The organism is Micromonospora sp. DH14 (genome assembly GCF_029809455.1).
Classification (GTDB): Bacteria; Actinomycetota; Actinomycetes; order Mycobacteriales; family Micromonosporaceae; genus Micromonospora; species Micromonospora parva.
Genome location: NZ_JARVKT010000005.1, coordinates 242,043 through 262,891, shown reverse-complemented (window position 1 = coordinate 262,891; position 20,849 = coordinate 242,043). Strand labels below are relative to the sequence as shown.

Annotated in this window: 21 protein-coding genes; 13 read left to right on the top strand and 8 right to left on the bottom strand. The window is 72.5% G+C overall.

Features of this window, described 5'->3' with window-relative positions; translation table 11 throughout:
• Window positions 1-70: 70 nt before the first annotated feature.
• Window positions 71-793 carry a VOC family protein gene (locus QCZ28_RS10140; protein WP_279516345.1) on the top strand — a complete coding sequence of 241 codons (723 nt, stop codon included), beginning with the start codon at window positions 71-73 and terminating at the stop codon, window positions 791-793.
• An 89-nt stretch (window positions 794-882) separates the two neighbouring features.
• Window positions 883-1,410: a GNAT family protein gene (locus QCZ28_RS10135; RefSeq protein ID WP_279516344.1), complete on the top strand. Its 528-nt coding sequence runs from the start codon at window positions 883-885 to the stop codon at window positions 1,408-1,410.
• A 37-nt stretch (window positions 1,411-1,447) separates the two neighbouring features.
• Here QCZ28_RS10135 and QCZ28_RS10130 read toward each other — a convergent pair whose 3' ends face one another.
• Window positions 1,448-2,917 carry a M1 family metallopeptidase gene (locus QCZ28_RS10130; protein ID WP_279516343.1) on the bottom strand — a complete coding sequence of 490 codons (1,470 nt, stop codon included), beginning with the start codon at window positions 2,915-2,917 and terminating at the stop codon, window positions 1,448-1,450.
• A 171-nt stretch (window positions 2,918-3,088) separates the two neighbouring features.
• Between QCZ28_RS10130 and QCZ28_RS10125 the strand changes: the two genes are divergently transcribed.
• Window positions 3,089-5,242, top strand: coding sequence for a glycogen debranching N-terminal domain-containing protein (locus QCZ28_RS10125; protein ID WP_279516342.1), 2,154 nt, complete (start codon window positions 3,089-3,091; stop codon window positions 5,240-5,242).
• 53 nt (window positions 5,243-5,295) lie between these two features.
• A complete protein-coding gene (locus tag QCZ28_RS10120; RefSeq protein WP_279516341.1) occupies window positions 5,296-6,597 on the top strand; it encodes an NAD(P)/FAD-dependent oxidoreductase in 1,302 nt (433 codons plus the stop codon).
• A 33-nt stretch (window positions 6,598-6,630) separates the two neighbouring features.
• On the opposite strand, the gene QCZ28_RS10115 is transcribed toward QCZ28_RS10120, so the two are convergent.
• From QCZ28_RS10115 to QCZ28_RS10105, 3 genes are all read right to left on the bottom strand, one after another.
• Window positions 6,631-7,716, bottom strand: a complete 1,086-nt coding sequence (locus tag QCZ28_RS10115) for an AI-2E family transporter (protein WP_279516340.1) — start codon at window positions 7,714-7,716, stop codon at window positions 6,631-6,633.
• A 59-nt stretch (window positions 7,717-7,775) separates the two neighbouring features.
• Window positions 7,776-8,570, bottom strand: a complete 795-nt coding sequence (locus tag QCZ28_RS10110; RefSeq protein ID WP_279516339.1) for a fused MFS/spermidine synthase — start codon at window positions 8,568-8,570, stop codon at window positions 7,776-7,778.
• Window positions 8,571-8,685: 115 nt separating this feature from the next.
• Window positions 8,686-9,663, bottom strand: coding sequence for a DUF2267 domain-containing protein (locus QCZ28_RS10105; RefSeq protein WP_279516338.1), 978 nt, complete (start codon window positions 9,661-9,663; stop codon window positions 8,686-8,688).
• A 200-nt stretch (window positions 9,664-9,863) separates the two neighbouring features.
• Here QCZ28_RS10105 and QCZ28_RS10100 point away from each other — a divergent pair, with 200 nt between their 5' ends.
• Window positions 9,864-10,178 (top strand): hypothetical protein, encoded by a 315-nt coding sequence (locus QCZ28_RS10100; RefSeq protein ID WP_279516337.1) that lies wholly within the window; start codon window positions 9,864-9,866, stop codon window positions 10,176-10,178.
• A gap of 75 nt (window positions 10,179-10,253) precedes the next feature.
• Here QCZ28_RS10100 and QCZ28_RS10095 read toward each other — a convergent pair whose 3' ends face one another.
• Window positions 10,254-10,583, bottom strand: coding sequence for an STAS domain-containing protein (locus tag QCZ28_RS10095; protein ID WP_279516336.1), 330 nt, complete (start codon window positions 10,581-10,583; stop codon window positions 10,254-10,256).
• A gap of 234 nt (window positions 10,584-10,817) precedes the next feature.
• On the opposite strand from QCZ28_RS10095, the gene QCZ28_RS10090 reads away from it, so the two are divergent.
• The 5 genes from QCZ28_RS10090 (at window position 10,818) to QCZ28_RS10070 (ending at window position 15,235) form a co-directional block, all read left to right on the top strand.
• On the top strand, window positions 10,818-12,575 hold the full coding sequence (locus tag QCZ28_RS10090) for a PP2C family protein-serine/threonine phosphatase (protein ID WP_279516335.1): 1,758 nt from the start codon (window positions 10,818-10,820) through the stop codon (window positions 12,573-12,575).
• An 8-nt stretch (window positions 12,576-12,583) separates the two neighbouring features.
• Window positions 12,584-13,609, top strand: a complete 1,026-nt coding sequence (locus tag QCZ28_RS10085) for a cobalamin-dependent protein (protein ID WP_347815098.1) — start codon at window positions 12,584-12,586, stop codon at window positions 13,607-13,609.
• A gap of 115 nt (window positions 13,610-13,724) precedes the next feature.
• Window positions 13,725-14,072: an STAS domain-containing protein gene (locus tag QCZ28_RS10080; protein WP_279516333.1), complete on the top strand. Its 348-nt coding sequence runs from the start codon at window positions 13,725-13,727 to the stop codon at window positions 14,070-14,072.
• 84 nt (window positions 14,073-14,156) lie between these two features.
• Entirely contained in the window at window positions 14,157-14,603 is a 447-nt protein-coding gene (locus tag QCZ28_RS10075; protein ID WP_279516332.1) for a response regulator, read from the top strand.
• Between the two features lie 113 nt (window positions 14,604-14,716).
• Window positions 14,717-15,235 (top strand): ATPase, encoded by a 519-nt coding sequence (locus tag QCZ28_RS10070; protein ID WP_279516331.1) that lies wholly within the window; start codon window positions 14,717-14,719, stop codon window positions 15,233-15,235.
• A gap of 30 nt (window positions 15,236-15,265) precedes the next feature.
• Here QCZ28_RS10070 and QCZ28_RS10065 read toward each other — a convergent pair whose 3' ends face one another.
• The 3 genes from QCZ28_RS10065 to QCZ28_RS10055 all read right to left on the bottom strand — a co-directional run bounded on the left by QCZ28_RS10065 (window position 15,266) and on the right by QCZ28_RS10055 (window position 18,087).
• A complete protein-coding gene (locus QCZ28_RS10065; protein WP_279516330.1) occupies window positions 15,266-16,114 on the bottom strand; it encodes a hypothetical protein in 849 nt (282 codons plus the stop codon).
• Window positions 16,115-16,652: 538 nt separating this feature from the next.
• Complete coding sequence (locus QCZ28_RS10060; protein ID WP_030332593.1) at window positions 16,653-17,078, bottom strand: OsmC family protein; 426 nt, start codon at window positions 17,076-17,078, stop codon at window positions 16,653-16,655.
• Window positions 17,079-17,148: 70 nt separating this feature from the next.
• The gene (locus QCZ28_RS10055) at window positions 17,149-18,087 is read right to left on the bottom strand and encodes a serine/threonine-protein kinase (protein WP_279516329.1); all 939 of its coding nucleotides are present in this window, start codon (window positions 18,085-18,087) and stop codon (window positions 17,149-17,151) included.
• Between the two features lie 188 nt (window positions 18,088-18,275).
• On the opposite strand from QCZ28_RS10055, the gene QCZ28_RS10050 reads away from it, so the two are divergent.
• The 3 genes from QCZ28_RS10050 to QCZ28_RS10040 all read left to right on the top strand — a co-directional run bounded on the left by QCZ28_RS10050 (window position 18,276) and on the right by QCZ28_RS10040 (window position 20,836).
• Window positions 18,276-18,506: a hypothetical protein gene (locus tag QCZ28_RS10050; RefSeq protein ID WP_030332596.1), complete on the top strand. Its 231-nt coding sequence runs from the start codon at window positions 18,276-18,278 to the stop codon at window positions 18,504-18,506.
• Window positions 18,507-18,609: 103 nt separating this feature from the next.
• A complete protein-coding gene (locus QCZ28_RS10045) occupies window positions 18,610-19,356 on the top strand; it encodes a response regulator transcription factor (RefSeq protein ID WP_279516328.1) in 747 nt (248 codons plus the stop codon).
• A 34-nt stretch (window positions 19,357-19,390) separates the two neighbouring features.
• Entirely contained in the window at window positions 19,391-20,836 is a 1,446-nt protein-coding gene (locus tag QCZ28_RS10040) for a HAMP domain-containing sensor histidine kinase (RefSeq protein WP_279516402.1), read from the top strand.
• Window positions 20,837-20,849 lie beyond the last annotated feature (13 nt).

Genomic DNA, 20,849 nt, shown 5'->3' with positions numbered 1-20,849 from the left:
CTGGCGCATCCCTAGGCTCCCGCTCCGACGGCTGGCACGGCGTCCGGTCGGATGGGAGACGAGCGCAGCGATGACCGCACACCTGTTCGCGATCAGCTTCGACGCGCGTGAGCCGTTGCGGCTCGCCCGGTTCTGGTCCGGGCTGCTGGGTCGGGAGATGGTGGAGGATCCGCAGGACGGCGTCCTGGTCCTGCCGGGGGCCGATCCGCAACTGCGCCTGCGCTTCGTGCCCTGGGATCAGCCGAAGGTCGTCCAGAACCGGATGCACTTCGACCTGACCAGCAGTTCGCTGGAGGACCAGCGGCAGACGGTGGCCAGGGCGTTGGAACTCGGCGCGCGGCACGCCGACATCGGGCAGGGCCCGGAGATCGATCACGTGGTGCTCGCCGACCCCGAAGGCAACGAGTTCGATGTCATCGCACCGGGCAACAATTTCCTCGCCGGCTGCGGCTTCGTCGGTGCGCTGGCCTGCGACGGATCGCAGGCGGTGGGGTACTTCTGGAGCCGGGCGCTCGGGTGGCCGCTGGTCTGGGACGAGGGCGAGGAGACCGCCATCCAGTCACCGAACGGCGGCACGAAGATCACCTGGGGCGGTCCGCCGTACATGCCGAACGGCGGCCGGGACCGGGTGCGTTTCGATCTCGCCCCGGCCGCTGGCGTCGACTGGCAGGTCGAGGTCGACCGTCTGCTCTCGCTCGGTGCGACCCGGCTCGGCACCGACCCGGACGGGACGGGCCGTCTCGCGTTGGCCGACCCTGATGGTCAGGAGTTCAGCCTCCTGATGCCTCGCTAACGGCGACCAACGCCCGCATGATCGCGGGGCGCCACGCACCGGGCGGCCGGTTGGACAACGGCGGCAGTGGTCGGTCAGAGTAGTCGGCCGTGAGATACCTGCGTAGCGGTGGTCCCGCCGCGATCCGGCGGCCCCGGCCCACCGACTCCGACGAGTTCGTCGCCGCGGCGCGGCGCAGTCGGGACCTGCACCATCCGTGGTTGGCCGCGCCGGCCACCCCCGAGGAGTACGACCTCTACCTGCGCCGGATCCGTCGCCGCGACAGCGCCGGTTACCTGATCTGCGACCGGGCCAGCGGCGCGATCGCCGGCTACGTGAACATCAGCGGGATCGTGCTCGGTGCGCTGCGTGGTGGCTTCCTGGGGTACGCGGCGTTCCTGCCGTACAGCGGGACCGGGCACGCCTCGGCGGGCATCGCCCTGGCGATCGACCACGCGTTCACCTCGGTCGGTCTGCACCGGCTGGAGGCGAACATCCAGCCGGGCAACGAGCCGTCGCGGCGGGTGGCCCGCAAGCTCGGTTTCCGGCTGGAGGGTTTCTCCCCGGACTACCTGTTCATCGACGGCGCCTGGCGCGACCACGAACGCTGGGCGATCACCGCGCCCACCCCCGCCTGACCGCCGGCCCGGACCGACCGGGCCGACGGTCACGGCGTCACTGCGGGAGCGGGCCGGTCTCCGGGGGCGTGGTGGGGGAGTCCAGCCACGCGTCGATGAGCGCGGTGAAGTCGTGGCCGGTCGTCTTGTTGACGTACGCGGTGAACGACGCCCGGGTCTGCTGGGTGTGCAGGTTCTCCTGCACCCAGCCGCGCGCCAGCGCGAAGAACCGCTCGTCGCCCAGCGCCTGGTGCAGTTGGCGGATCATCGCCGCGGCGCAGGTGTAGACGTTCGTCGCACCGAACTCGGCGGGGTCCGGCCTGCTCGGCGGGCCGTACTCCTTGCGTAGTTCGCTGTCGCGTTGCCGGCTGGTCGCCACCAACTCGGCGTCGGAGAGCCCGTACCTGTCCTGCTCGTAGAGCTTCTGCACGTAGAGGGCCCAGCCTTCGTTGAGCCACATGTCGGGCCAGTCGGTGAGCGTGACCGCGTCGCCGAACCAGTGGTGGGCGTACTCGTGCAGGGTGGTCAGGTCGAACATCTTGTCGCCGCGTTGCGGCTGGACCTCGCCCAGGGTGACCATCTGCTGGGTTTCCATGGCGGATGCCGACTCGACCACGACGAGGCCCGCGGAGTCGAACGGGTACGGGCCGAAACGCTGCTCCAGCCAGGTCAGGAACGCCGGGGACCGCTTGAGCATCGGCAGGTACCGGGCGTCCTTCGCGCGGTACCAGGTGGTGACCGGGATGCCGTGCGGGCCGGTGGCCGCGAGCTTCTTGTACCTGCCGACCGCCAGGGTCGTCGCGTACGACGCCACCGGGGCGGTGCTGCGGTAGGTGAACGTGTTGCCGCTGTGCCCGACCGGGGTGCCGCTGGCCACCCCCGTCCACCCCTTCGGGGCGGTGACGGTGATGTCGTAGAGCGCCTCGTCGGAGGGGTGGTCGTTGGCCGGGTACCAGGTGAACGCGCCGAACGGTTCCTGCATCGTCCAGATCCCGCCGTCGCTGTCGACGGTCAGCCCGAGCGGGTGCGCGTCACCCCGCTTGGACGGCATCGGGGTGGTGGACGGTTTGCCGTGGTAACCGACGACGAGGGTGATCGGAACGTCCGCCCGGACCGGCGTCTCGACCACCAGTTTCTCGTGGGCGACGGCGCCGACGGCGGTCGTGCCGTCGACGGTGACGGTGTCGATGGCGTACGGCGTGAAGTCCAGGCTCACCAAGGGCGCATCCCGGGTCGGGCGCAGGTGCACGGTCGCCGTGCCGGTGAGGGTGCGGGTGGTGGGCGACCAGTTCAGGTCCAGTCCGTAGTGCAGCACGTCCACCGCGTCGGTGCCGCGTTCCGGGTAGAGCGGGTCGACGACCGGCGTCGACACACCCGCCGCCCACGCCGCGTACGGGCCGGAGAGCGCCGGTGCGCCGGGCGGGGTGGCGAAGGTGCCGCCTGAGGTAGGTGCGGTCGGTGGGTCTGCTGTGCAGCCGGCGAGCAACGTCAGGGACGCCAGCACGGCGACGGTGGATCGGGTACGCACCTGGGAACTCCGAAGGTCGGGAACGTGTTGCGCGGTGTCAAACGCCCTGGCCACGCCGGTGAGTTGCCGAAACCCGGATTGCGATCTTGTTAATTCGTCTCCCAGGAGCCTCGGAACCTTCACCCGGACCGGGTGATGACGCTGCGTACCCTCATTCCTACGGTGGGTGTCATGGCTGCCGTTCGCGCGACCCCTGCCAATCCCACCCCCGGTGTGTCCGTCGCGGACGCGGACAGGGCCGACCAGCGGGCCATTCCGCCCGAGTTGGGCCCCGACTCCCTCGCGGTGCTCAGCGGGCCCACGTTCCTGTACTCCAACGCGTGCGGGGATGTGCCGACGGGCAGCATCGGCGGACTCGTCCACCTGGACACCCGCCTGGTCAGCGGATGGAACCTGACCGTCAACGGCAGCGAGTTGTTGCTGCTGCGCGCCGAGACCATCGACCACTACTCCGCGCAGTACGTCCTCACCAACCCGGAGGTGCCCGGCCTGCCACCGAACACGCTGGGCCTGCGGCGCCTACGTTACGTCGGCGACGGGTTTCACGAACGCGTGGAACTGATCTCCTTCCGGCGGGAGCCGGTCCGGGTGGAACTGCGGTTGGCCGTCGCCGCCGACTTCGCCGACCTGTTCGAGGTCAAGTCGACGGTCCGGGACCGCTCCGCCGAGATCAGCCGTGACCACGCCGACGACGGGTCCGAGCTGTGCTTCTCCTACCAGCGCGGTGACTTCTTCGCGCAGACCCGGGTGTGCTGCGCGAAACCAGCCGACCGCATCGAGGGCGACGACCTGGTGTGGGAACTGGAGCTGGGCCAGGGCGAGGAGTGGCAGGTCGACCTGCACGTGCCCCTGCCGCCCGGGATGGGGGTGGTCGAGCCGGTCCGGGGCGACATCGCCGACGTCATCCACGGCCGGGCCGACGACCCGCTGCGCCGGTGGCTGACGGACCGGGCGGTGTTGCGCAGCGACAACGCGGCGTTGGAACGGACCGTGCGGCAGTCCCGCAACGACCTGGCGGCACTGCGGCTCGACCTGGAGGTCAAGGGCCAGCGGATTCTGCTACCCGGTGCCGGACTGCCCTGGTTCCTCACCGTCTTCGGCCGGGACACCCTGATCACCGCGTATCAGACGCTGGTCGCCGGGCCGGCGCTGGCGAAGGGCACGCTGCTCGCGCTGGCCCGGCTGCAGGGTGAGACGTGCGACGACTTCACCGACGAGGAGCCCGGCAAGATCCTGCACGAGGTGCGCAGCGGCGAGTTGACCCGCAGTGGCGAGAAACCGTTCGGGCCGTACTACGGCACCGCCGACGCCACCCAGCTCTGGCTGATCCTGCTCTCCGAGTACTGGCGCTGGAGCGGCGACGACGAGACCATCCGCCACCTGCGGGACAACGCGCTGGCCGCGTTGCGCTGGATCGACGAGTACGGCGACCGGGACGGCGACGGCTACGTCGAGTACGCCACCCGCTCGCCCGAAGGGCTGGGCAACCAGTGCTGGCGGGACTCCCCGGACGGGGTCTGCTTCTCCGACGGCCGGATCCCCGTGCTCCCGCTGGCCACCTCGGACCTACAGGGCTACACCTACGACGCCAAACTGCGACTCGCCGAGCTGTTCGACGGGCCGTTGGACGACCCCGTCTTGGCGCGCCGGCTGCGCGCCGAGGCCACCAGTTTGTACGAGCGGTTCAACCACGATTTCTGGATCGAGGAACGGGGCGGCTACTACGCCGTCGCCCTGGACGGCGACAAGAACCGCGTCGATTCCAAGACCTCCAACATGGGTCACCTGCTGTGGAGCGGGATCGTGGCGCCGGAGCGGGCCGACGCGGTGGTGCGGCAGCTCATGTCGCCGGACATGTTCTCCGGTTGGGGCATCCGCACGCTGTCCCGGGAGGAGCGGCTCTACAACGCCCTCGGATACCACCTGGGCACGGTCTGGCCGCACGACAACTCGATCGCCGCGCTCGGTCTGGCCCGGTACGGCTACCGGGCCGAGTCGAACCGGATCAGTCTGGCGATGATCGAGGCGGCCGAACAGTTTGGTTACCGGCTGCCGGAGGCTCTCAGCGGCTTCGATCGCAAGCGGCTGCTGTTCGCCGTGCCGTTCCCGACCGCGTGCAGCCCGCAGGCGTGGGCGGCCGGCACGCCGCTGGCCCTGATCCGCGCCATGCTCGGCGTCAACCCGGCCAACGGCCGGCTGGTCCTCGATCCGGACGTCCCGCAGGAGCTGGGCCGGATCGCCGCCGAGCGGGTCCGAGCGTTCGGCCACCAGTGGGAGGTGGAGGCGATCGGCCGCAGCGGCCACGTCCGGCTGCAGCCGAGCTGAGCGCGGCCTGCCGTCGGACGTTTGTTGCGGGCTGCGACGGGAAACGGCCCGCAATGACGAAACCTCGTGTGGTGATCGTGGGGGCCGGGTTCGCCGGTTACCACGCGGCGAAGACGTTGAGCCGGATCGCCCGGGACCGGGCCGAGATCGTGGTGCTGAACTCCACCGACTATTTCCTGTACCTGCCGCTGCTGCCCGAGGTGGCGGCCGGGGTGGTCGAACCCAAGCGGATCGCCGTGCCGCTGACCGGGACGCTCAAGGGCGTACGGGTGGTGGTCGGCGAGGCGGACCACGTCGACCTGCAGAACCGCTGGGTCGGCTTCACGCAGGCCGAGGGGGAGAAGAACCGGCTGGCGTACGACCGGCTGGTGCTCGCCGTGGGCAGCGTCAACAAGCTGCTGCCCATCCCCGGGGTGACCGAGTACGCGCACGGCTTCCGTGGCCTGCCCGAGGCCGTCTACCTGCACGATCACATCGTCCGCCAGCTCGAGCTGGCCGAGCAGGCCGAGGACCCGGCGGAGCAGCAGGCCCGGGCCACCTTCGTGGTGGTCGGGGCGGGCTACACCGGCACCGAGGTCGCCGCGCACGGGCAGCTGTTCACCGACGCGCTGCACGCCCAACGGCCGCGGCTCACCGTCCGCCCCCGCTGGATGCTGCTCGACGTGGCGTCGCGGGTGCTGCCGGAGTTGGACAAGCGGATGTCGGACACCTCGCACAAGGTGCTCAACCGGCGTGGGGTGGACGTGCGGATGGGCACCTCGGTGGCCGAGGCGACCTGCGACGGGGTGAAGCTCACCGACGGGGAGTACGTGCCGACCTGCACCCTGGTGTGGTGTGTGGGGGTGCGACCCGACCCGTTCGTCAACGAGTTGGGCCTGCGAACCGACCGGGGTCGACTGGTGACCGACGAGTTCCTCAACGTTCCCGGCTACCCGGAGGTGTACGCGTGCGGCGACGCCGCCGCCGTGCCGGACCTGGTCAACCCGGGGAAGGTCTGCGGCATGACGGCCCAGCACGCGCAGCGGCAGGGCAAGCGCGCGGCGTACAACATCGCCGCGTCGTACGGGTTCGGCCGGCGCAAGCCGTACAAGCACCACGACCTGGGCTGGGTCGTCGACCTCGGTGGCAAGGACGCGGCGGCGAACCCGTTGCAGGTCAACCTGGCCGGGTTGCCGGCCAAGGCGGTCACCCGGGCGTACCACCTGATGGCGATGCCGGGAAACCGCACGCGGGTCAGTGCCGACTGGGCGTTGGACGCCGCGTTGACCCGGTCGGCCGTCCAGTTGGGGTTGGTGCCGGCGAACGCGGTGCCGTTGGAGAGCACCACCCCGGAGGTCGCGACCCGGATCCGCTGAGCCGGCACCCGGCCGGTCGCGGGGAGGAGAGCGTCAGTCGGTGGAGCCGGCCGGTCGTCCCGGCCGTGAGGCCGGTGGGGCGGGCCGGAGCCGGCGCGGGCCGTACTCGCGCAGCAGGGTCTGGACGATGCCGGCGGCGGGGATGGCCAGCAGCGCGCCGAGCAGACCGGCCAGCTCCGCCGCGAGCAGCAGGCTGACCAGCACGGTCAACGGGTTCAGCCGGACCGCGCGGGACAGGATGAGTGGCTGGAGCAGGTGGTTCTCCACCTGCTGGTAGACCACGAAGAAGACCAGCACCACCACGGCGGCGGTGGGGGAGTGCAGGAAGCCGGCACCGACCGCGATCACCGCGCCGAGCGTCGCCCCGACCAGCGGTATCAGGTCGGCGACCGCCACCAGCAGGGCGATCACGGCCGCGAAGGGCACCCCGGTGAGGGCCAGCACCGCGTAGGTCAGCGCCCCGCAGATCACGCTGATCAGCAGGTTCCCGGTGAGGTAGCCGGTGACGGTGCGCGACACCTCCCGGCCCACCCGACGCAGCCGCTCGCCCTGACCGTCCCCGGCCAGCGCGAGCAGACCGCGGATGATCCGCGGCGCCTCCAACACCATGAGGTACGCGAGCACGATGACAGTAACCAGCCCGGCGATCGACTCGACGACGCCGCGCAGCACGCCGACCGCGGGTTGGCGCAGTTGCCCGCCGAAGCCGCGCAGCTGCTCGGAGTGTTCGCTGAGGTAGCGCCGCGCCCCGGTTCGCTCCAGCAGCTGCCCCACCGGGCCCCGTCCGGCGCGGGCGTCGCGCACCAGCTCGGGAGCCCGGTCGGCGAAGCGGCTCAACTCCCCGAACAGCGGCACCAGGATGAGCGCGGCCAGGATCGCCAGCAGCACGAACGCGGCGAGGAACACCAGCAGCGTGGCCAGCGCCCGACGGCGGACCAGGCGACGTTGCAACCGGTCGACGAGGGGTTTGAGCGCGACCGCGAAGAACGCGGCGAGCACCGCCCAGACCAGCACCCGGCGGGTCGCGTACACGAAACCCAGCGCGAGGGCGGTCGCCAGCACCAGACCGATCACGACCAGGGTGCGCCGCGCGGTGCCCCGGTCGTCGGTGTCGCTCATCCGGCGCGCCTTCCCCGCGCAGACCGTCGGAAACCCGGCACGGCGGGCGCAACGGGCGATCAGCGCCCGGAGGTGCCGTCCGCGTCGGTGACGGGGTGGGCCCCGGCGACGAACGTGTCGAGCGTGGCGGCGTGCAACAGGCCCCCGGGCACCGGGTCACGCAGGGCGGCCACCGCCAGCCGGGCCACCGGCAGCCCGCCGCGGCGGGAGGTCGCGGCCAGCACGAGGTTGCCGTACCGGCGGCCGCGCAGCATCCGCCGGTCGCCGACCACGCACACGTCGGCGAAGACCGCGCGCAATGTGGCCACCTGCACCCTGGTGCCGACAAGTGGCGGCAGGTCCGTGACGTTGACCAGGTACAACCCGTCGGGGTGCAGGACGCGGGCCACCTCGGCGGCGAACTCGACGGTGCGGACGTGCCGGGGCATCCGGGCCGCCCGGTAGATGTCGGCGATCACCAGGTCGTAGCGGCCGGCCGGGGTGGCGGTCAGGGCGTCCCGCGCGTCGGCGACCTCCACCCGCACCTGCGGCGGCAGCGGCGGCAACTCCCGGGCCACCAGCTCGACCACCGCCGCGTCCCGCTCGACGACCCGTTGCGGGGAGCCGGGCCGGGTGGCGGCCAGCCAGCGGGGCAGCGTCAACGCCCCGCCGCCCAGGTGCAGGACGCTCAGCGGCGCACCGGCTGGGGCCGCCACGTCCACCGCCGAGGCGATCCGCCGGACGTACTCGAAATGGAGGTGGCGGGGGTCCTCGACATCCACGTACGACTGCTCGACCCCGGCGGACAGCAGTGTCCGCCCGGTCCGGCGGACCGGGTCGGCGACCAGTTCCAGCCGGTCGGCGGCGCGGTTCATGTCCGGCACGCTAGCCGAGCCCACGGCCCACCCGACCGGTGGCCCGGCACGACGGACGGGCCGACGGGCGGGGTCGCCCCCGAACCCGCCGGCCCGCCGATGTCGCGGTGACCGGTCAGCCGCCGGCCATCCCGGCCCCCACCTCGTCGATCGCGTCATCGATCTGGCGGGCGAGGTCCACGTCGAGCGCGGTCACCCCGTTGGCCTGGTTGGTCCGTACCGTCAGAACGGCTGCGGTGTCTCCCGGCCGTCCGATGCTCGGGCCGCGGCCGTTGTCCCGGCGCAGCCGGTCGAGCCGGGCGAGCACCCGGTCCAGGTTGTCCGGCGGCAGCGCGACCACCCGGTGCAGGCCCTGGCTGTCGCCGCTCCAGTAGGGCAGGTCGTCCAACGCCGCGCTGATCTCGTCGTCGTCCAGGGTGGGTGTGGTGGTGGAGGCGCCCACCAGGCCACCGCCCGCCGCCGGCGGGTTCAGCAGGTCGCGCAACCCGTCGGGTACGTGCAACGACTCGACCAGGTCGCCGTCCTGCTCGGCGAGCGCGGCGATCGTCGCCTCCGCCTGGTAGCGGGCCTGCTCCGGGGTGTTGCCGCTGATCCGGCCCACCTCCGCCAGGAAGCCGGGCAGGTCCTGGTGCCGCTCGATGCCGTCGACCGGCAGCACGTCGTGCAGCGACGCCGGCACCGCGGCGAGCAGCCGTTGCCGCTCGGCGGCCTCCAGGGCGAACGCGAGGACCAGCACTGTCGCCTCGGTGCCCACCTTCGCCGTCTTGAAGTCGACCCCGGCGCGACGCCGCACCTCGTCGACCAGGTCGTGGTAGCCCATGCTGCGCACACCCGCCGCGCCGCCCGGCGAGGACGGCTGGGGTCGCGGATTGTCGGCGCTACCGACCGGCGGCGGTGCCGGACCGCCGCGCGTGCTGTCCGGTTTGTGCGGTCCGGCCGCTGGTGGGCCGGCCCGCTTTCCCGCCTCAAGACTGGTGAGCTGCTTGGAGGCGCTCAGGCTGGCGCCGATCTCGCTGGGCTGGCGACTCTGCTCCCGGGCCTGCCGGGCCAGGGCCCGACGGCGCTGGTTGTCGCCCTCCATCTGCTTGCGCATGGTGCACCCCTTTCCGCTGGGGATCGTGGCTGCGCCAGTCGCCTTCCCGCCGTCGGAGAGGACGAAACGGAGGCCGCCGGCCGGGTCGGACCGGCCTGCGCCACGCTTCATCCGGGCGGGGTGAGGGGTGCTCACCCGCACGGCCCGCACGATCGGGTCAGGACCGGAGTTCTTCCGAGGTACACGGAAGGAAGGTCGTCATGAAGGAAGTCGTCGAGATCGTTCCCGCCCGACCCGGCTGGTACGCCCGCTGGCAGCTCACACCCGAGGTCACCAGGTGTTACCCGGTGAGCCTGTGGGCGCTGCTGGAGGAGGCCGACGGGACCGGCCGCGAGGTGATCGGCATGGACTGCATCGGCCAGTGGCCCGGCGCGGACGACAACGAGGCGGGTGGGCAGTTCGTCCGCTACCTGTACCAGACGCCCGATTCGGGGGAGCCCGAGGACGTCGATGAGACCCCGGTCGGCGAACTGCGTGCCGACGGCCCCCGGCTCCAGCCGATGACGGCGCCCTAGACATTCCTCCGGCCCCCGACCCCAGGTCCCAGGGTCGGGGGCCATCCCCGAACGGATCCGGGGATGGCCGGCGGATCAGCCGATGGCGCGCACGTCGTCGGAGTACGCCACGGCCAGCAACTCACTCAGGCCGGTGCGGTCGAGCATCCGCTGCAACTGGGGACTGACCCCGGTCAACTGGATCGCCCCGGCGGCACGGTGCACCACCAGCAACGCGCTGAGCCCGGAGGAGTCGCAGAGGGTCACCCCGGTCAGGTCGACCAGCACCGGGACGCCGCTGCGCAGCTCGGCCGCCGCGGCGATCAGCTCGGGCGCGGTGTCGTAGTCGAGCTCGCCGGTCAGCCGGAGTCGGACGTGCCCGGCGGCGAGCCGGGTTGTCTCGATGGTCAACAGCTGATCGGGCATCCCACCATTCTCCTTGCCAGCCGACAAAACGCAAAGCGGGGCGGTGACAGCGAACCCGTGTCCCTGGTGTGGCGTCCACCGCCGTGGCGATGCCCGCCACCTGCCGTGGGATGCCGCTGTCCGGGTTCGGGCGTAGGGTGGGCTGGAGGCTTTTGACAGTGGACGCCCGTTCCGGCACGGGTTCGGTGAACGACAACACGGGTTCGCTAAACGACAAGGAGTGAGGCTCAGCTGGTGACTGCTTCCGACGTCAGGGACTGTGACCCGGGCGACGGACGGCTCTCCACGCCGAGCACGACACGACCCTCGGCGTGGTCCGCCGACGTTCGCCGTACCACGACGGCCATGCCGCCACTGGCCCCCGACCGGGGTCAGGCCCCGCCCGACTGGTTCGAGGTCGTCGAGCATTTCCGTGAGGGCCTGGTGGTCTGCGACGCCGATGGCGTGGTGCGCCACGTCAGCCCGGTGGCCGAGCGGCTGCTGCCCGAGGTGACGTCCGGCGAGCCGCTCAGCTCCGCCGGTGTGCCCGGCCTGAGCGAGGACGCCCACGGCGGCTTCACCCATCGTGGGCGTCGGCTCACCGTGCGCCGGGTGCCGCTCTCCGGTGCCCGTTGCTGCTGGTACGTCGAGGACGTCACCGACAGCGTCAGCCGCGCCGACGCGCTGCTCGCCGAGCGGGCCCGCTCGGCGTTCCTGGCCGTGGTCGGCGACAAGCTCGGCAACCCGCTGCACCCGGACCGGGCCGCCGCCGCCGTCGTCCGACTCGCCCTGCCGACCCTGGCCGAGGTGGCGGTGCTGGTGCTGGCCCCGCGCGCCGGGCGCGCCCGCTGGTGGCGGGCCTCGCGCACCGACGACGAAGCGCCGGCGGTGGACAGCGGCGTGCTGGTCGGCGGCGAGCTGCCGACAGCCATCGCCGACGGGCTGACCGGGGCCGAGCCGCACGCGGTGGACTGGCTGGTCGAGCAGGCGGTCGATGCCGGGTGGCTGCCGGGGCTCGCCGACACCGAGACCGTCGCCCGGGTCGTCCCGCTGCCGGGCCGTGACGCGCCCGTCGGTGTGCTGCTGGTCGCCCGCCGCGCCACCCGCTGGTACGACGAGGACGACGTGGAGCTGGTCCGCGCGTTCGCGGCCCGGGCCGGTGCGGCGTTGACCACCGCGTTGCTCTACCGCGACCAGGCGGAGGTGGCCGACACCCTGCAGGCCAGCCTGTTGCCGGTCGAGCCGGTCGAGGCCGTCGGTGTGCAGTGGGGCACCGCGTACCGGCCGGCGCAGGCAGGGCTGCGCATCGGCGGCGACTTCTACGGTTCGCACCGGCTCACCGACGGTGGCTCGGTGTTCTTCCTGGGCGACGTGTCGGGCAAGGGCGTCGAGGCCGCCGTCTTCACCGGCCAACTGCGCCAGTGCCTGCAGGCGCTGCACCGGTTGGAGTCCAACCCCGCGCGGTTGCTGCGGCTGCTCAACGACGCGTTGCTGGAAACCACCCAGGCGCACGGCCAGGGCCGTTTCGCCACGATGGTGCTCGGCGTCGCCCGCCCGGAGCGCGACGGTGGCCTCACCCTCAGCCTGGCCGGCGGTGGGCACCTGCCGCCGCTGGTGCTGCGCGCCTCCGGCGAGGTGGAGGTGGTGCCGCTGCGCGGCATGCTGATCGGGGTGGTGCCCGACCCCCGCGTCGGGGAGGTGACGGTGCGGCTGGCGCCGGGCGAGACCTGCCTGCTCTACAGCGACGGCGTGACCGAGGCCCAAGGCGGCCGGCGCGGCGACGAGCAGTTCGGCCCCGAGCGGTTGGTCACCGCGCTGACCGGTTGCCAGCGGATGCCCGCGCCGGCCCTGGCCGAACGGGTCGAGCAGGTCACCTGCGACTGGCTGGCCCAGGGCGACCACGACGACATCGCCGTGCTGGCGTTGCGGGCGGCCGGCCCGGGCGGGCGCGGAGGGCGGCACCTGCACTCGGTGCCCGCCGGCATCGACCGGACAGAGGAGATCGACGCGTGACCGCCGCCATGGCCGTTCCTGACCTCGGTGAGGCGTACTCCGGCTACCTGGACCACCTCGCCGACGCTGACGAGTACGCCGCCACCGACCTGGCGATCGGCCTGCTCGACGCCGGCGTCGCGGCGGAACGGGTCCTGCTCGACCTGGTCGCTCCCGCCCAGGCCGAGGTGGGCGAGCGGTGGGCGCGCAACGAGTGGAGCGTCGCCCAGGAACACGCGGCCACCCACATCAGCGAACAGGTGGTGGCGGCGGTGTCCGCGCACGTGAAGCCACGGCCGACCGGCGGTCGGGTGGTGGTCGCCTGCATGGACGGCGAGTGGCACGCGCTGCCGCCCCGGCTGGTGGCCGAGGTGCTGCGGTTACGCGGGTGGCAGGTGACCTTCCTGGGGGCCAGCGTGCCCGCCGCGCACCTGGTGTCGTATCTGCACCGCTACGACGCGCACGCGGTCGCGTTGGCGTGCGCGCTGCCGATGCGCCTGCCGTACGCCCACCGGATGATCGAGGCGTGCCGCCGTTCGGACGTGCCGGTGGTGGTCGGCGGGCGCGGGTTCGGCGCTGACGGCCGGTGGGCGCGACGGCTCGGGGTGGCGTGGGCGCCGGACGCGCCCTCGGCGGCCGAGTTGATCGCCGACGAGCGGGCGCTGCGCGGCGCGCCGCCGGCCCGGCTGGCCCACCTGGCCGACGACGAGTACCCCAGCCTCCTGCGCCGTCGGGGTGAGTTGATCGACAGCGCGTTGGCGGAGCTGCGGGAGCGGGTGCCGGCGACCCGGGAGTACACCGCCGCGCAGCTCGACGCGACAGTGAGCGACCTGGGCCACATCGTTGATTTCCTGGCCGCCGCGGTCTACGTCGACGACGCCTCGCTGTTCACCGAGTTCGTGCAGTGGCTGGCGGGGATCCTGCTCAGTCGTGGGGTGCCGGTCGGGGCGATCGCCCTGCCCCTGGAGCACTACGGGGTCGCGTTGCGGGACTTCCCGCGGGCGGCGCGGGCGCTGGCGCTGGGATCGGCGGCGCTGCCTGGTATGCCCCGCTGACCGACCCGCTGGTGGCTTCTTGTCGATCACCGCGCTCGGCGGTGGCGCGGTCAGCTCTGCGTATACTTGCCGGACTGCAAACGTCCCACCCATGGGTGGAGCGAGGGGGAGAACGGTGACGTTCAGCGTCAACTACGTCGAGCGCGACGGTGGTGGCGCCTGCCTGCGGCTCGCCGGCGAGCTGGACCTGAGCACCGCCCCCGAGCTGTCCGCCATGATCGACCGGCTCGCCGCGGCGGGCGAGACCCGGGTGCTGCTCGACCTGACCGACCTCACGTTCTGCGACTCCACCGGCATGGCCGTGTTCGTCCGGGGTGACAACCGGGCGGCCGCCGACGGCGGGTGGCTCCGGCTCACCGGCGCCCACGGGCGGGTCGAGCGGGTGCTGCGGGTGACCGGACTCGCCGACGTGTTGCGCTACGAACCGGAGTCGGTCGACCCCGCGTCCCGCAGTGCGTCCTGATGGGCTAGATTTCCCCGCCAGCATTTTCCCGCCAGCGCGGTGACCGTCAGGGTCCCGTCCCCGCCGACTCTGAGGCAGGTAGTGATGGGCGTAGACAGCCCGCAGCCGGTACGCATCCTGGTGGTCGACGACGACCCGGGTGACGTGCTGATGATCGAGGAGGCGCTGGCGGACTCCGACGTCGATAAGATCATCGATGTGGTCAGTGACGGCGAGGAGGCGATGGAGTTTCTCCGCGCCGAGGGCCGGCACCAGCAGGCCCACCGACCGGACGTGATCCTGCTGGATCTGAACATGCCGCGGATGGACGGTCGGCAGGTGCTCGGTGCGGTCAAGCAGGACGAGGATCTGCGGACCATCCCGATCGTCGTGCTGACCACTTCCAACGCCGACACCGACATCGTCGGCAGCTACACGTTGCAGGCCAACGCGTACGTCACCAAGCCGATCGACCTGGACGACTTCAACGACGTGGTCCGCCGCATCGACGAGTTCTTCGGCCGGGTCGTGGTGCTGCCCAAGCGCACCTGACGCCGCCGCCACCTGAGCGGATGCTGAACATTTTCCCCGAACCTCCTCGGCGCGAGCGGTCCCGGCCGAGGATCCAGGTGGGGAAGTAACAGCGGCTGCCTGGGGGCGACAGTATGAGGTTCTCCGTCGTTGACATCGGTTACGACCAGCGGCAGGTGGATTACTGCCTGGACGAGCTGGGGATCCGGCTGTCCCGGCTCGCGGCGCGGGCCGAGAGCGCGGCCGGGGCGGCCCGGGAGTGGGACGAGATCCGTCAGGAGGCGGCCTGGCTCAGCGGGCTGCTGCAACGGCTGGACCTGGGCGACGCCGCCGTCACCCGGCACGCCGGGGACGCGGTGCGGCGCGAGGCCGCCGAGATCCTGGCCCAGGCCCGCGTCGAGCTGGACGAGGCCCGCGAGGAGGCACGGCGGGTGCGCGAGCAGGCGTACGCGGAGGCCGTGCAGGCCCGACGTGACGTCGAGGCGGCGTTGGACGCCCGTCGACGGCGCGAGGCGCGGGTGGAGGAGATCCTCAGCCAGGTGACTGTCGACCAGGTGCCCGCGGACACCCCGACCGCCGCCGCCGGTGTGCCGGGCAGTCGCGTCGGGGCCGGTGGGCCGGACCCGGGCGCGCAGCCGCCGGGCCGTCGCTGAGACGCGTGGCCGCGGGGCTGGTCGCCCGGCTCAGGCGGTGAGCGCCGCCGCGACGGTGGTCGCCCGGTCCTCGTGCTGGGCGTACGCGTCGGGGTAGGCGGAGATCTGGACGGCCTGGGCGGCGGAGGTGACGCTCATGTCCTGCCAGCCGGGGATCTCGTTGAGCGCGCTGTAGAAGGCTCGCGCGGCGTACGACGGGCGCATCAGTTGGGCCACCGTGCCCCAGCCGCTGCTGGGCCGCTGCTGGAACAGCCCGACCGAGTCGTGGTCGGAGCCGCTGCCCTGGTTCGGGTACTGCGCCGACTCGGGCAGGACGTCGCTGGCCAGGTTGTAGAGGTTGCTCTCCTGCATGGCGGTCGCCAACGCCACCACCAGGGCGCGGCGCGGCATCTTCATCTCCAGGCCGACGTCCACGATGATTTTCGCGTTGTCCATCTGGGCCTGGTCGAGGCCGGCGACGGGCCGGGGTCGGCGGGGCTTGACCGGCTTCTTGGGTGTCTTGCGCACGGCGGTGGGGCTGGGTGTGGGCTTCGCCGTCGGGCTGGGCAGGACCCGGGCCGGGGCGAGGTCGCGGTCCAGGGACCGGGAGGCGCGTTCGTCGGCGATGGCGGCGCGCTCGGCCACCGCCTCGGCGAGCGGCTCGACCGTACGGGGGGTGTCGTCGTTGCCCTGGGCGGTGGCGACCGCGACGAGGCTGAGGCAGCAGGTGACACCGGTGGCCAGCGCCACCCGCACCGGGGTCGAGCCCAGCAGGGCCCGTCGTCGCGGTTCGGCGGCGCGGTGACGGCCGATCGTCCGTTCGGTTGATGCGGCGTCGTCCGATGGGGTGGTCGGGCGCGCGTCGGTCAGCTTCTGGGCGGAGGGGTCGTCGGGATGCACCTGCCGAGGCTAAAGAGCTGAATGCCCGATGCCATCGGCCGGTACGGTGGCATGCGCCACAATTTGCCCTGATCTTGCCGACTTAAGTGGGCAAAACCCCAGCCAAGCTGATCAACCTCGCGGATGCCTCTAGTCGGTTATTCCCGATTTGCCGGGTGAATGCGCTCGCGGCGAGGTGCCGTCGGTCCGACGTCCGGCCGCGCTCCAGGTTCCACCGAACGCCCGATGCGAGGCCACCGGAAGGCCCACCGCCTCCTCGGCCGATCCTCCGGCGGGCGGTCTCGCCGCTCGCGATGATCGTGCTCGATCCTTGTGGTAGTGGCCTCCCCGGCCTGGCGAGGGGCCTGTTTCCTGGATCGGGCACGATCTTGGGGGTGTGGTGCCTCGTTGGCGGCGGGGCCGAACGAGGCAGACCGACATGATCCACTCGGCTTTCATGAAGTCGGGGTAACCCCGCCACCCGGACACCGCGACTTTCAGCAACCCGAGTCGATCATGCGAGACCCGACGCGACCTCGGGTCGGGGCCGCCCGGCGGGTCAGTGTCGGCCGTTCTCGGCCGGGGTGACGGTCAGCCGGTGTCGGCTGGCGTCGCCGCTGGAGAACGGCCAGAGCCGGTCGGCGTACTCGACCAGGTCGGCCAGTTGATCTCGGCTCAGGCCGGCCGAGGAGATCTCCGCGTGCACGTCGGCCCGGTACCGGCCGTCGTTGTCGCGTCCCAGCTTCGCCTCCGCCCGGACCTGCACGGTGTGCGCCTCGTCGGTGATCTCCCCGGCCACCTCCACCGCCGCGTGGTGCAGGCAGGAGGCGAAGGCCGCGGCCAGTAACTGTTCCGGGGTCAGCCCGGTGCAGTGCGGCGCCAGCGGTGAGGCCAGCGCGGTGGAGAGCCCGCCATCGTCGGTGCGTACGTGACCGCCCTCGGCGGTCGCTGTGGCCTCACGCAGCCAGGAACTCTGATCCGGCATCGCGTTTCTCCCGTCGCTCACCAGGCCGGCTACCCCGCCGTCGCCCGGCGAAACGCCGTGCGTCGTACGGTCAGCGCCGCGAGGGCTCGTCCACCAGCGCCACCGCCTCGGTGGCCTCCGCGGCGGCCCGTTCGGTCCACGGCGACGTCGGGGCCTGCCGACGGGCCGTCGGGATCGTCAACGGCACGTACACCCGGGCGTCCACCGCCTCGGCCAGCAGCAGCGCCGCGACCAGGCTGCTCGGACGCTGCTCGGGGTCGTCGGCGAGGCAGGAGTGGCACAGCTCGGCGACCTCCGCCGGGAGCCCGGCGATGTCGGGCAGCGGCTCCGGCGGCTGACAGCGGCGGGCGAGGAGCAGTTCGCTGGCGGTCTCCGCGCGGTACGGCAGGCGAGCGGTGAGGCTGTAGTAGAGCAGCACGCCGAGGGCGTACATGTCGGCGGCCGGGGTGGCCGGCGTCTTCTCCAGTTGTTCGGGTGCCAGGTACGCCGGGGTGCCGAGCACCATCCCGGACGGCATCGGGTCCAGCGCGCCGGCGGCGATGGCGATGCCGAAGTCGAGCACCTTCACCCCGGCCGGGGTGAGCATGACGTTGGCGGGCTTGACGTCCCGGTGCACGATGCCCTCGGCGTGCGCGGCGGCCAGCGCGGCGGCGACCTCCGCGCAGACCCGCACCGCGATCCGCCAGTCCAGTGGCCCGGAGCGCAGGTGCATCGCGAGCGTCTCACCCTCGGCCAGCTCCATCACGATGTAGGACACCGGCCGGCCGGGCCACGTCGAGGAGGTGCCGAAGTCGTGCACGCTCGCCACGTTCGGGTGCTCCAGGCGGGCCGCCGACCGGGCCTCCGCGCGGATCCGGTCCACCGGGCCGTCCTGGTCGTCGCGACCGGGCGAGATGAGCTTCACCGCGACCGGCCGGTCGAGCACCTGGTCGTACGCCCGCCACACCTCGGACATCCCGCCCACGCCGATGCGCTGTTCGAGCCGGTACCGCCCGTCCAGCGTCCGCATCGACCACTCCTCGCCCTCGCCCCGCCGACGGCCGGGTGCTCGATCGCGGTACCCGTACTCCGAACTGGGCAAACCGAGGCCGGACGGCCCCGCGCACTCGCTGCGCCCCGGCGGCGGGGTGCGGTAGCTTGCGAGCCAGAGCCGGTGTCACCGATTGTGCCGGCACGGTCACCTGAGGGGACACCGCGATGGGCGAGGTCACCGTACGCTTCGTCGGCGGGCCCGCGGACGGCCTGGTCCGGCTGCTACCGGCGGGGTCGGACGGCGCCCCACCCCAGCGCTGGATCATGCGGCACCCGGACGGTACGGGCCCGGTGCAGCCCGGCCCCGACCATCTCTACGAACGTGACCGGCCCGACGAGGCGGGCGGCTGGAGCATGCGTTTCGTGCGCACCGACGCGTACGGGGTGTCCGAGTGACCACGAGGCGGGGCTGACCGGTGGCGGCGCGGCGGCCCGGCCGTACAGCTGGCACACAGCGTCCGCAGGGGCGCGGCACAGGCATCGTGGCCACGATGGGGGCATGGTCATGAACGGGCAGGCCGCGCCGAGCCGGATCGAGCTGCGTCGCCCCGACGGCGAACCCGTCCGGGTGTTGGTGGTCGACGACGAACCCACGCTCACCGACCTGCTGTCGATGGCCCTGCGCTACGAGGGGTGGCAGGTGCGCACCGCCGGCAGCGGCACGGCGGCGTTGAGCACCGCCCGACAGTTCCAACCGGACGCGGTGGTGCTCGACGTGATGCTGCCCGACCTGGACGGCTTCCAGGTGCTGCGCCGGCTGCGCGAGGACGCCCCCACCGTGCCGGTGCTCTTCCTGACCGCCCGCGACGCGGTCGAGGAACGCATCGCCGGGTTGACCGTCGGCGGCGACGACTACGTCACCAAACCGTTCAGCCTGGAGGAGGTGATCGCCCGGTTGCGCGCGTTGCTGCGCCGCTCCGGGCTCGCGGTCGTCGCCCGGGAGGAGGCGGTGCTGACCGTCGGCGACCTCAGCCTCGACGAGGACAGCCACGAGGTCCGCCGGGGCGGCCAGCTCGTCACCCTCACCGCCACCGAGTTCGAGCTGCTGCGCTACCTGATGCGCAACCCGCGCCGGGTGCTCAGCAAGGCGCAGATCCTGGACCGGGTGTGGAACTACGACTTCGGTGGCCAGGCCAACGTGGTGGAGCTGTACATCTCGTACCTGCGGAAGAAGATCGACGCCGGTCGGCCGCCGATGATCCACACCCTGCGCGGCGCGGGCTATGTCCTCAAACCCGCCGAGTAGCCACCGCCGTCCGCTGCGCGCCGTCCGCGGCTGGCTGGCCGGGTGCTCCCTGCGTACCCGACTGGTGTTCGCCCTGCTCGCGTTGCTGGCGTTGGTCAGCGTCGCCATCGGTGGCCTGACCACTGTGGCGCTGCGGCACTTCCTGATCGACCGGCTGGACGCCCAGCTGGCCCCCGCGACGGCCATGCGCGGGGACCGGCCGGGCCGGCCGGCCTTCCCCGGCAACGGACCGGGCATCCCACCCGGGTTGCCGTCCGGCACCGTGGTCGCCGAGATCACCGACGGCCGGGTGACCAGCGCCCGGACCCTGACCAAGTCCGGCTCCAACGCGTTCCCCGACCCACGGTCCGTGCCGGTGGGGGAGGTTGCCGCGCTGGCGGACGTGCCGGTCGACACCGCACCGCGCACCGTCGACCTCGGTGACCGCGGCGACTACCGGGCCGTGGCCCGGCAGTACTGGGACGGTCGGGTACGCGTCGTCGCGATCCCCCTCTCCGGCGTCCAGGAGATCGTCTGGGGGATGATCGCGGCGCAGCTCGGGGTGGCCGCGATCGGGCTGGTCATCGCCGGTGCCGCCGGGGCGCTGATCGTGCGGGCCACCCTGCGACCGCTGCACCGGGTGGCCGCCACCGCCACCCGCGTCACCGAGCTGCCCCTGGACCGTGGGGAGGTGGCGCTCGCCGTCCGGGTGCCGGCCGCCGACACCGACCCGCGCACCGAGGTTGGTCAGGTCGGCGCGGCGCTGAACCGGATGCTGGGCCACGTCGCCGACGCGCTCGCCGCCCGGCAGGCCAGCGAGACCCGGGTACGCCAGTTCGTCGCCGACGCCAGCCACGAACTGCGCACGCCGCTCGCGGCGATCCGTGGCTACGCCGAGGTGGCCCGGCGCGGCCGCGACGAGGTGCCCGTCGACGTGGCGCACGCGTTGCGCCGGGTCGAGTCGGAAAGCACCCGGATGACCAGCCTCGTCGACGACCTGCTGCTGCTGGCCCGCCTCGACACCGGCCGTCCCCTCGCTGTCGAACCGGTCGACCTGACCGCCCTGGTGGTGGACGCGGTCAGCGACGCGCACGTCGCCGGCCCCGACCACCGCTGGCAGCTCGACCTGCCCGAGGTGGCGATCCGGGTGCCTGGCGACGCCGCCCGGCTGCACCAGGTGGTGGCGAACCTGCTCACCAACGCCCGGGTGCACACCCCGCCGGGCAGCACCGTCACCACCACGTTGGCCGTCGACGGCACCAGCGCCGTGCTCACCGTCGCCGACGACGGGCCCGGGGTGCCGGTGCAGCTGCAACCGGAGATCTTCGAACGCTTCGCCCGGGGCGACAGCTCCCGGTCCCGCGCGCAGGGCAGCACCGGCCTCGGCCTGGCGATCGTCGCGGCGGTGGTGGAGGCCCACCACGGCACTGTCGAGGTGCACAGCCGTCCGGGTCGGACCGTGTTCACCGTCCGGTTGCCGAATCCCACAGCTGACGCATAGTCGGCACACGGCG

Coding starts and splice junctions, on each gene's coding strand:
- QCZ28_RS10075 (WP_279516332.1), top strand. CDS start 14,157: ATGGGCGTAGACAGCCCGCAGCCGGTACGCATCCTGGTGGTCGACGAC.
- QCZ28_RS10045 (WP_279516328.1), top strand. CDS start 18,610: ATGGTCATGAACGGGCAGGCCGCGCCGAGCCGGATCGAGCTGCGTCGC.
- QCZ28_RS10125 (WP_279516342.1), top strand. CDS start 3,089: ATGGCTGCCGTTCGCGCGACCCCTGCCAATCCCACCCCCGGTGTGTCC.
- QCZ28_RS10055 (WP_279516329.1), bottom strand. CDS start 18,087: ATGCGGACGCTGGACGGGCGGTACCGGCTCGAACAGCGCATCGGCGTG.
- QCZ28_RS10105 (WP_279516338.1), bottom strand. CDS start 9,663: ATGCGCAAGCAGATGGAGGGCGACAACCAGCGCCGTCGGGCCCTGGCC.
- QCZ28_RS10050 (WP_030332596.1), top strand. CDS start 18,276: ATGGGCGAGGTCACCGTACGCTTCGTCGGCGGGCCCGCGGACGGCCTG.
- QCZ28_RS10085 (WP_347815098.1), top strand. CDS start 12,584: ATGGCCGTTCCTGACCTCGGTGAGGCGTACTCCGGCTACCTGGACCAC.
- QCZ28_RS10070 (WP_279516331.1), top strand. CDS start 14,717: ATGAGGTTCTCCGTCGTTGACATCGGTTACGACCAGCGGCAGGTGGAT.
- QCZ28_RS10115 (WP_279516340.1), bottom strand. CDS start 7,716: ATGAGCGACACCGACGACCGGGGCACCGCGCGGCGCACCCTGGTCGTG.
- QCZ28_RS10120 (WP_279516341.1), top strand. CDS start 5,296: ATGACGAAACCTCGTGTGGTGATCGTGGGGGCCGGGTTCGCCGGTTAC.
- QCZ28_RS10060 (WP_030332593.1), bottom strand. CDS start 17,078: ATGCCGGATCAGAGTTCCTGGCTGCGTGAGGCCACAGCGACCGCCGAG.
- QCZ28_RS10100 (WP_279516337.1), top strand. CDS start 9,864: ATGAAGGAAGTCGTCGAGATCGTTCCCGCCCGACCCGGCTGGTACGCC.
- QCZ28_RS10095 (WP_279516336.1), bottom strand. CDS start 10,583: ATGCCCGATCAGCTGTTGACCATCGAGACAACCCGGCTCGCCGCCGGG.
- QCZ28_RS10110 (WP_279516339.1), bottom strand. CDS start 8,570: ATGAACCGCGCCGCCGACCGGCTGGAACTGGTCGCCGACCCGGTCCGC.
- QCZ28_RS10140 (WP_279516345.1), top strand. CDS start 71: ATGACCGCACACCTGTTCGCGATCAGCTTCGACGCGCGTGAGCCGTTG.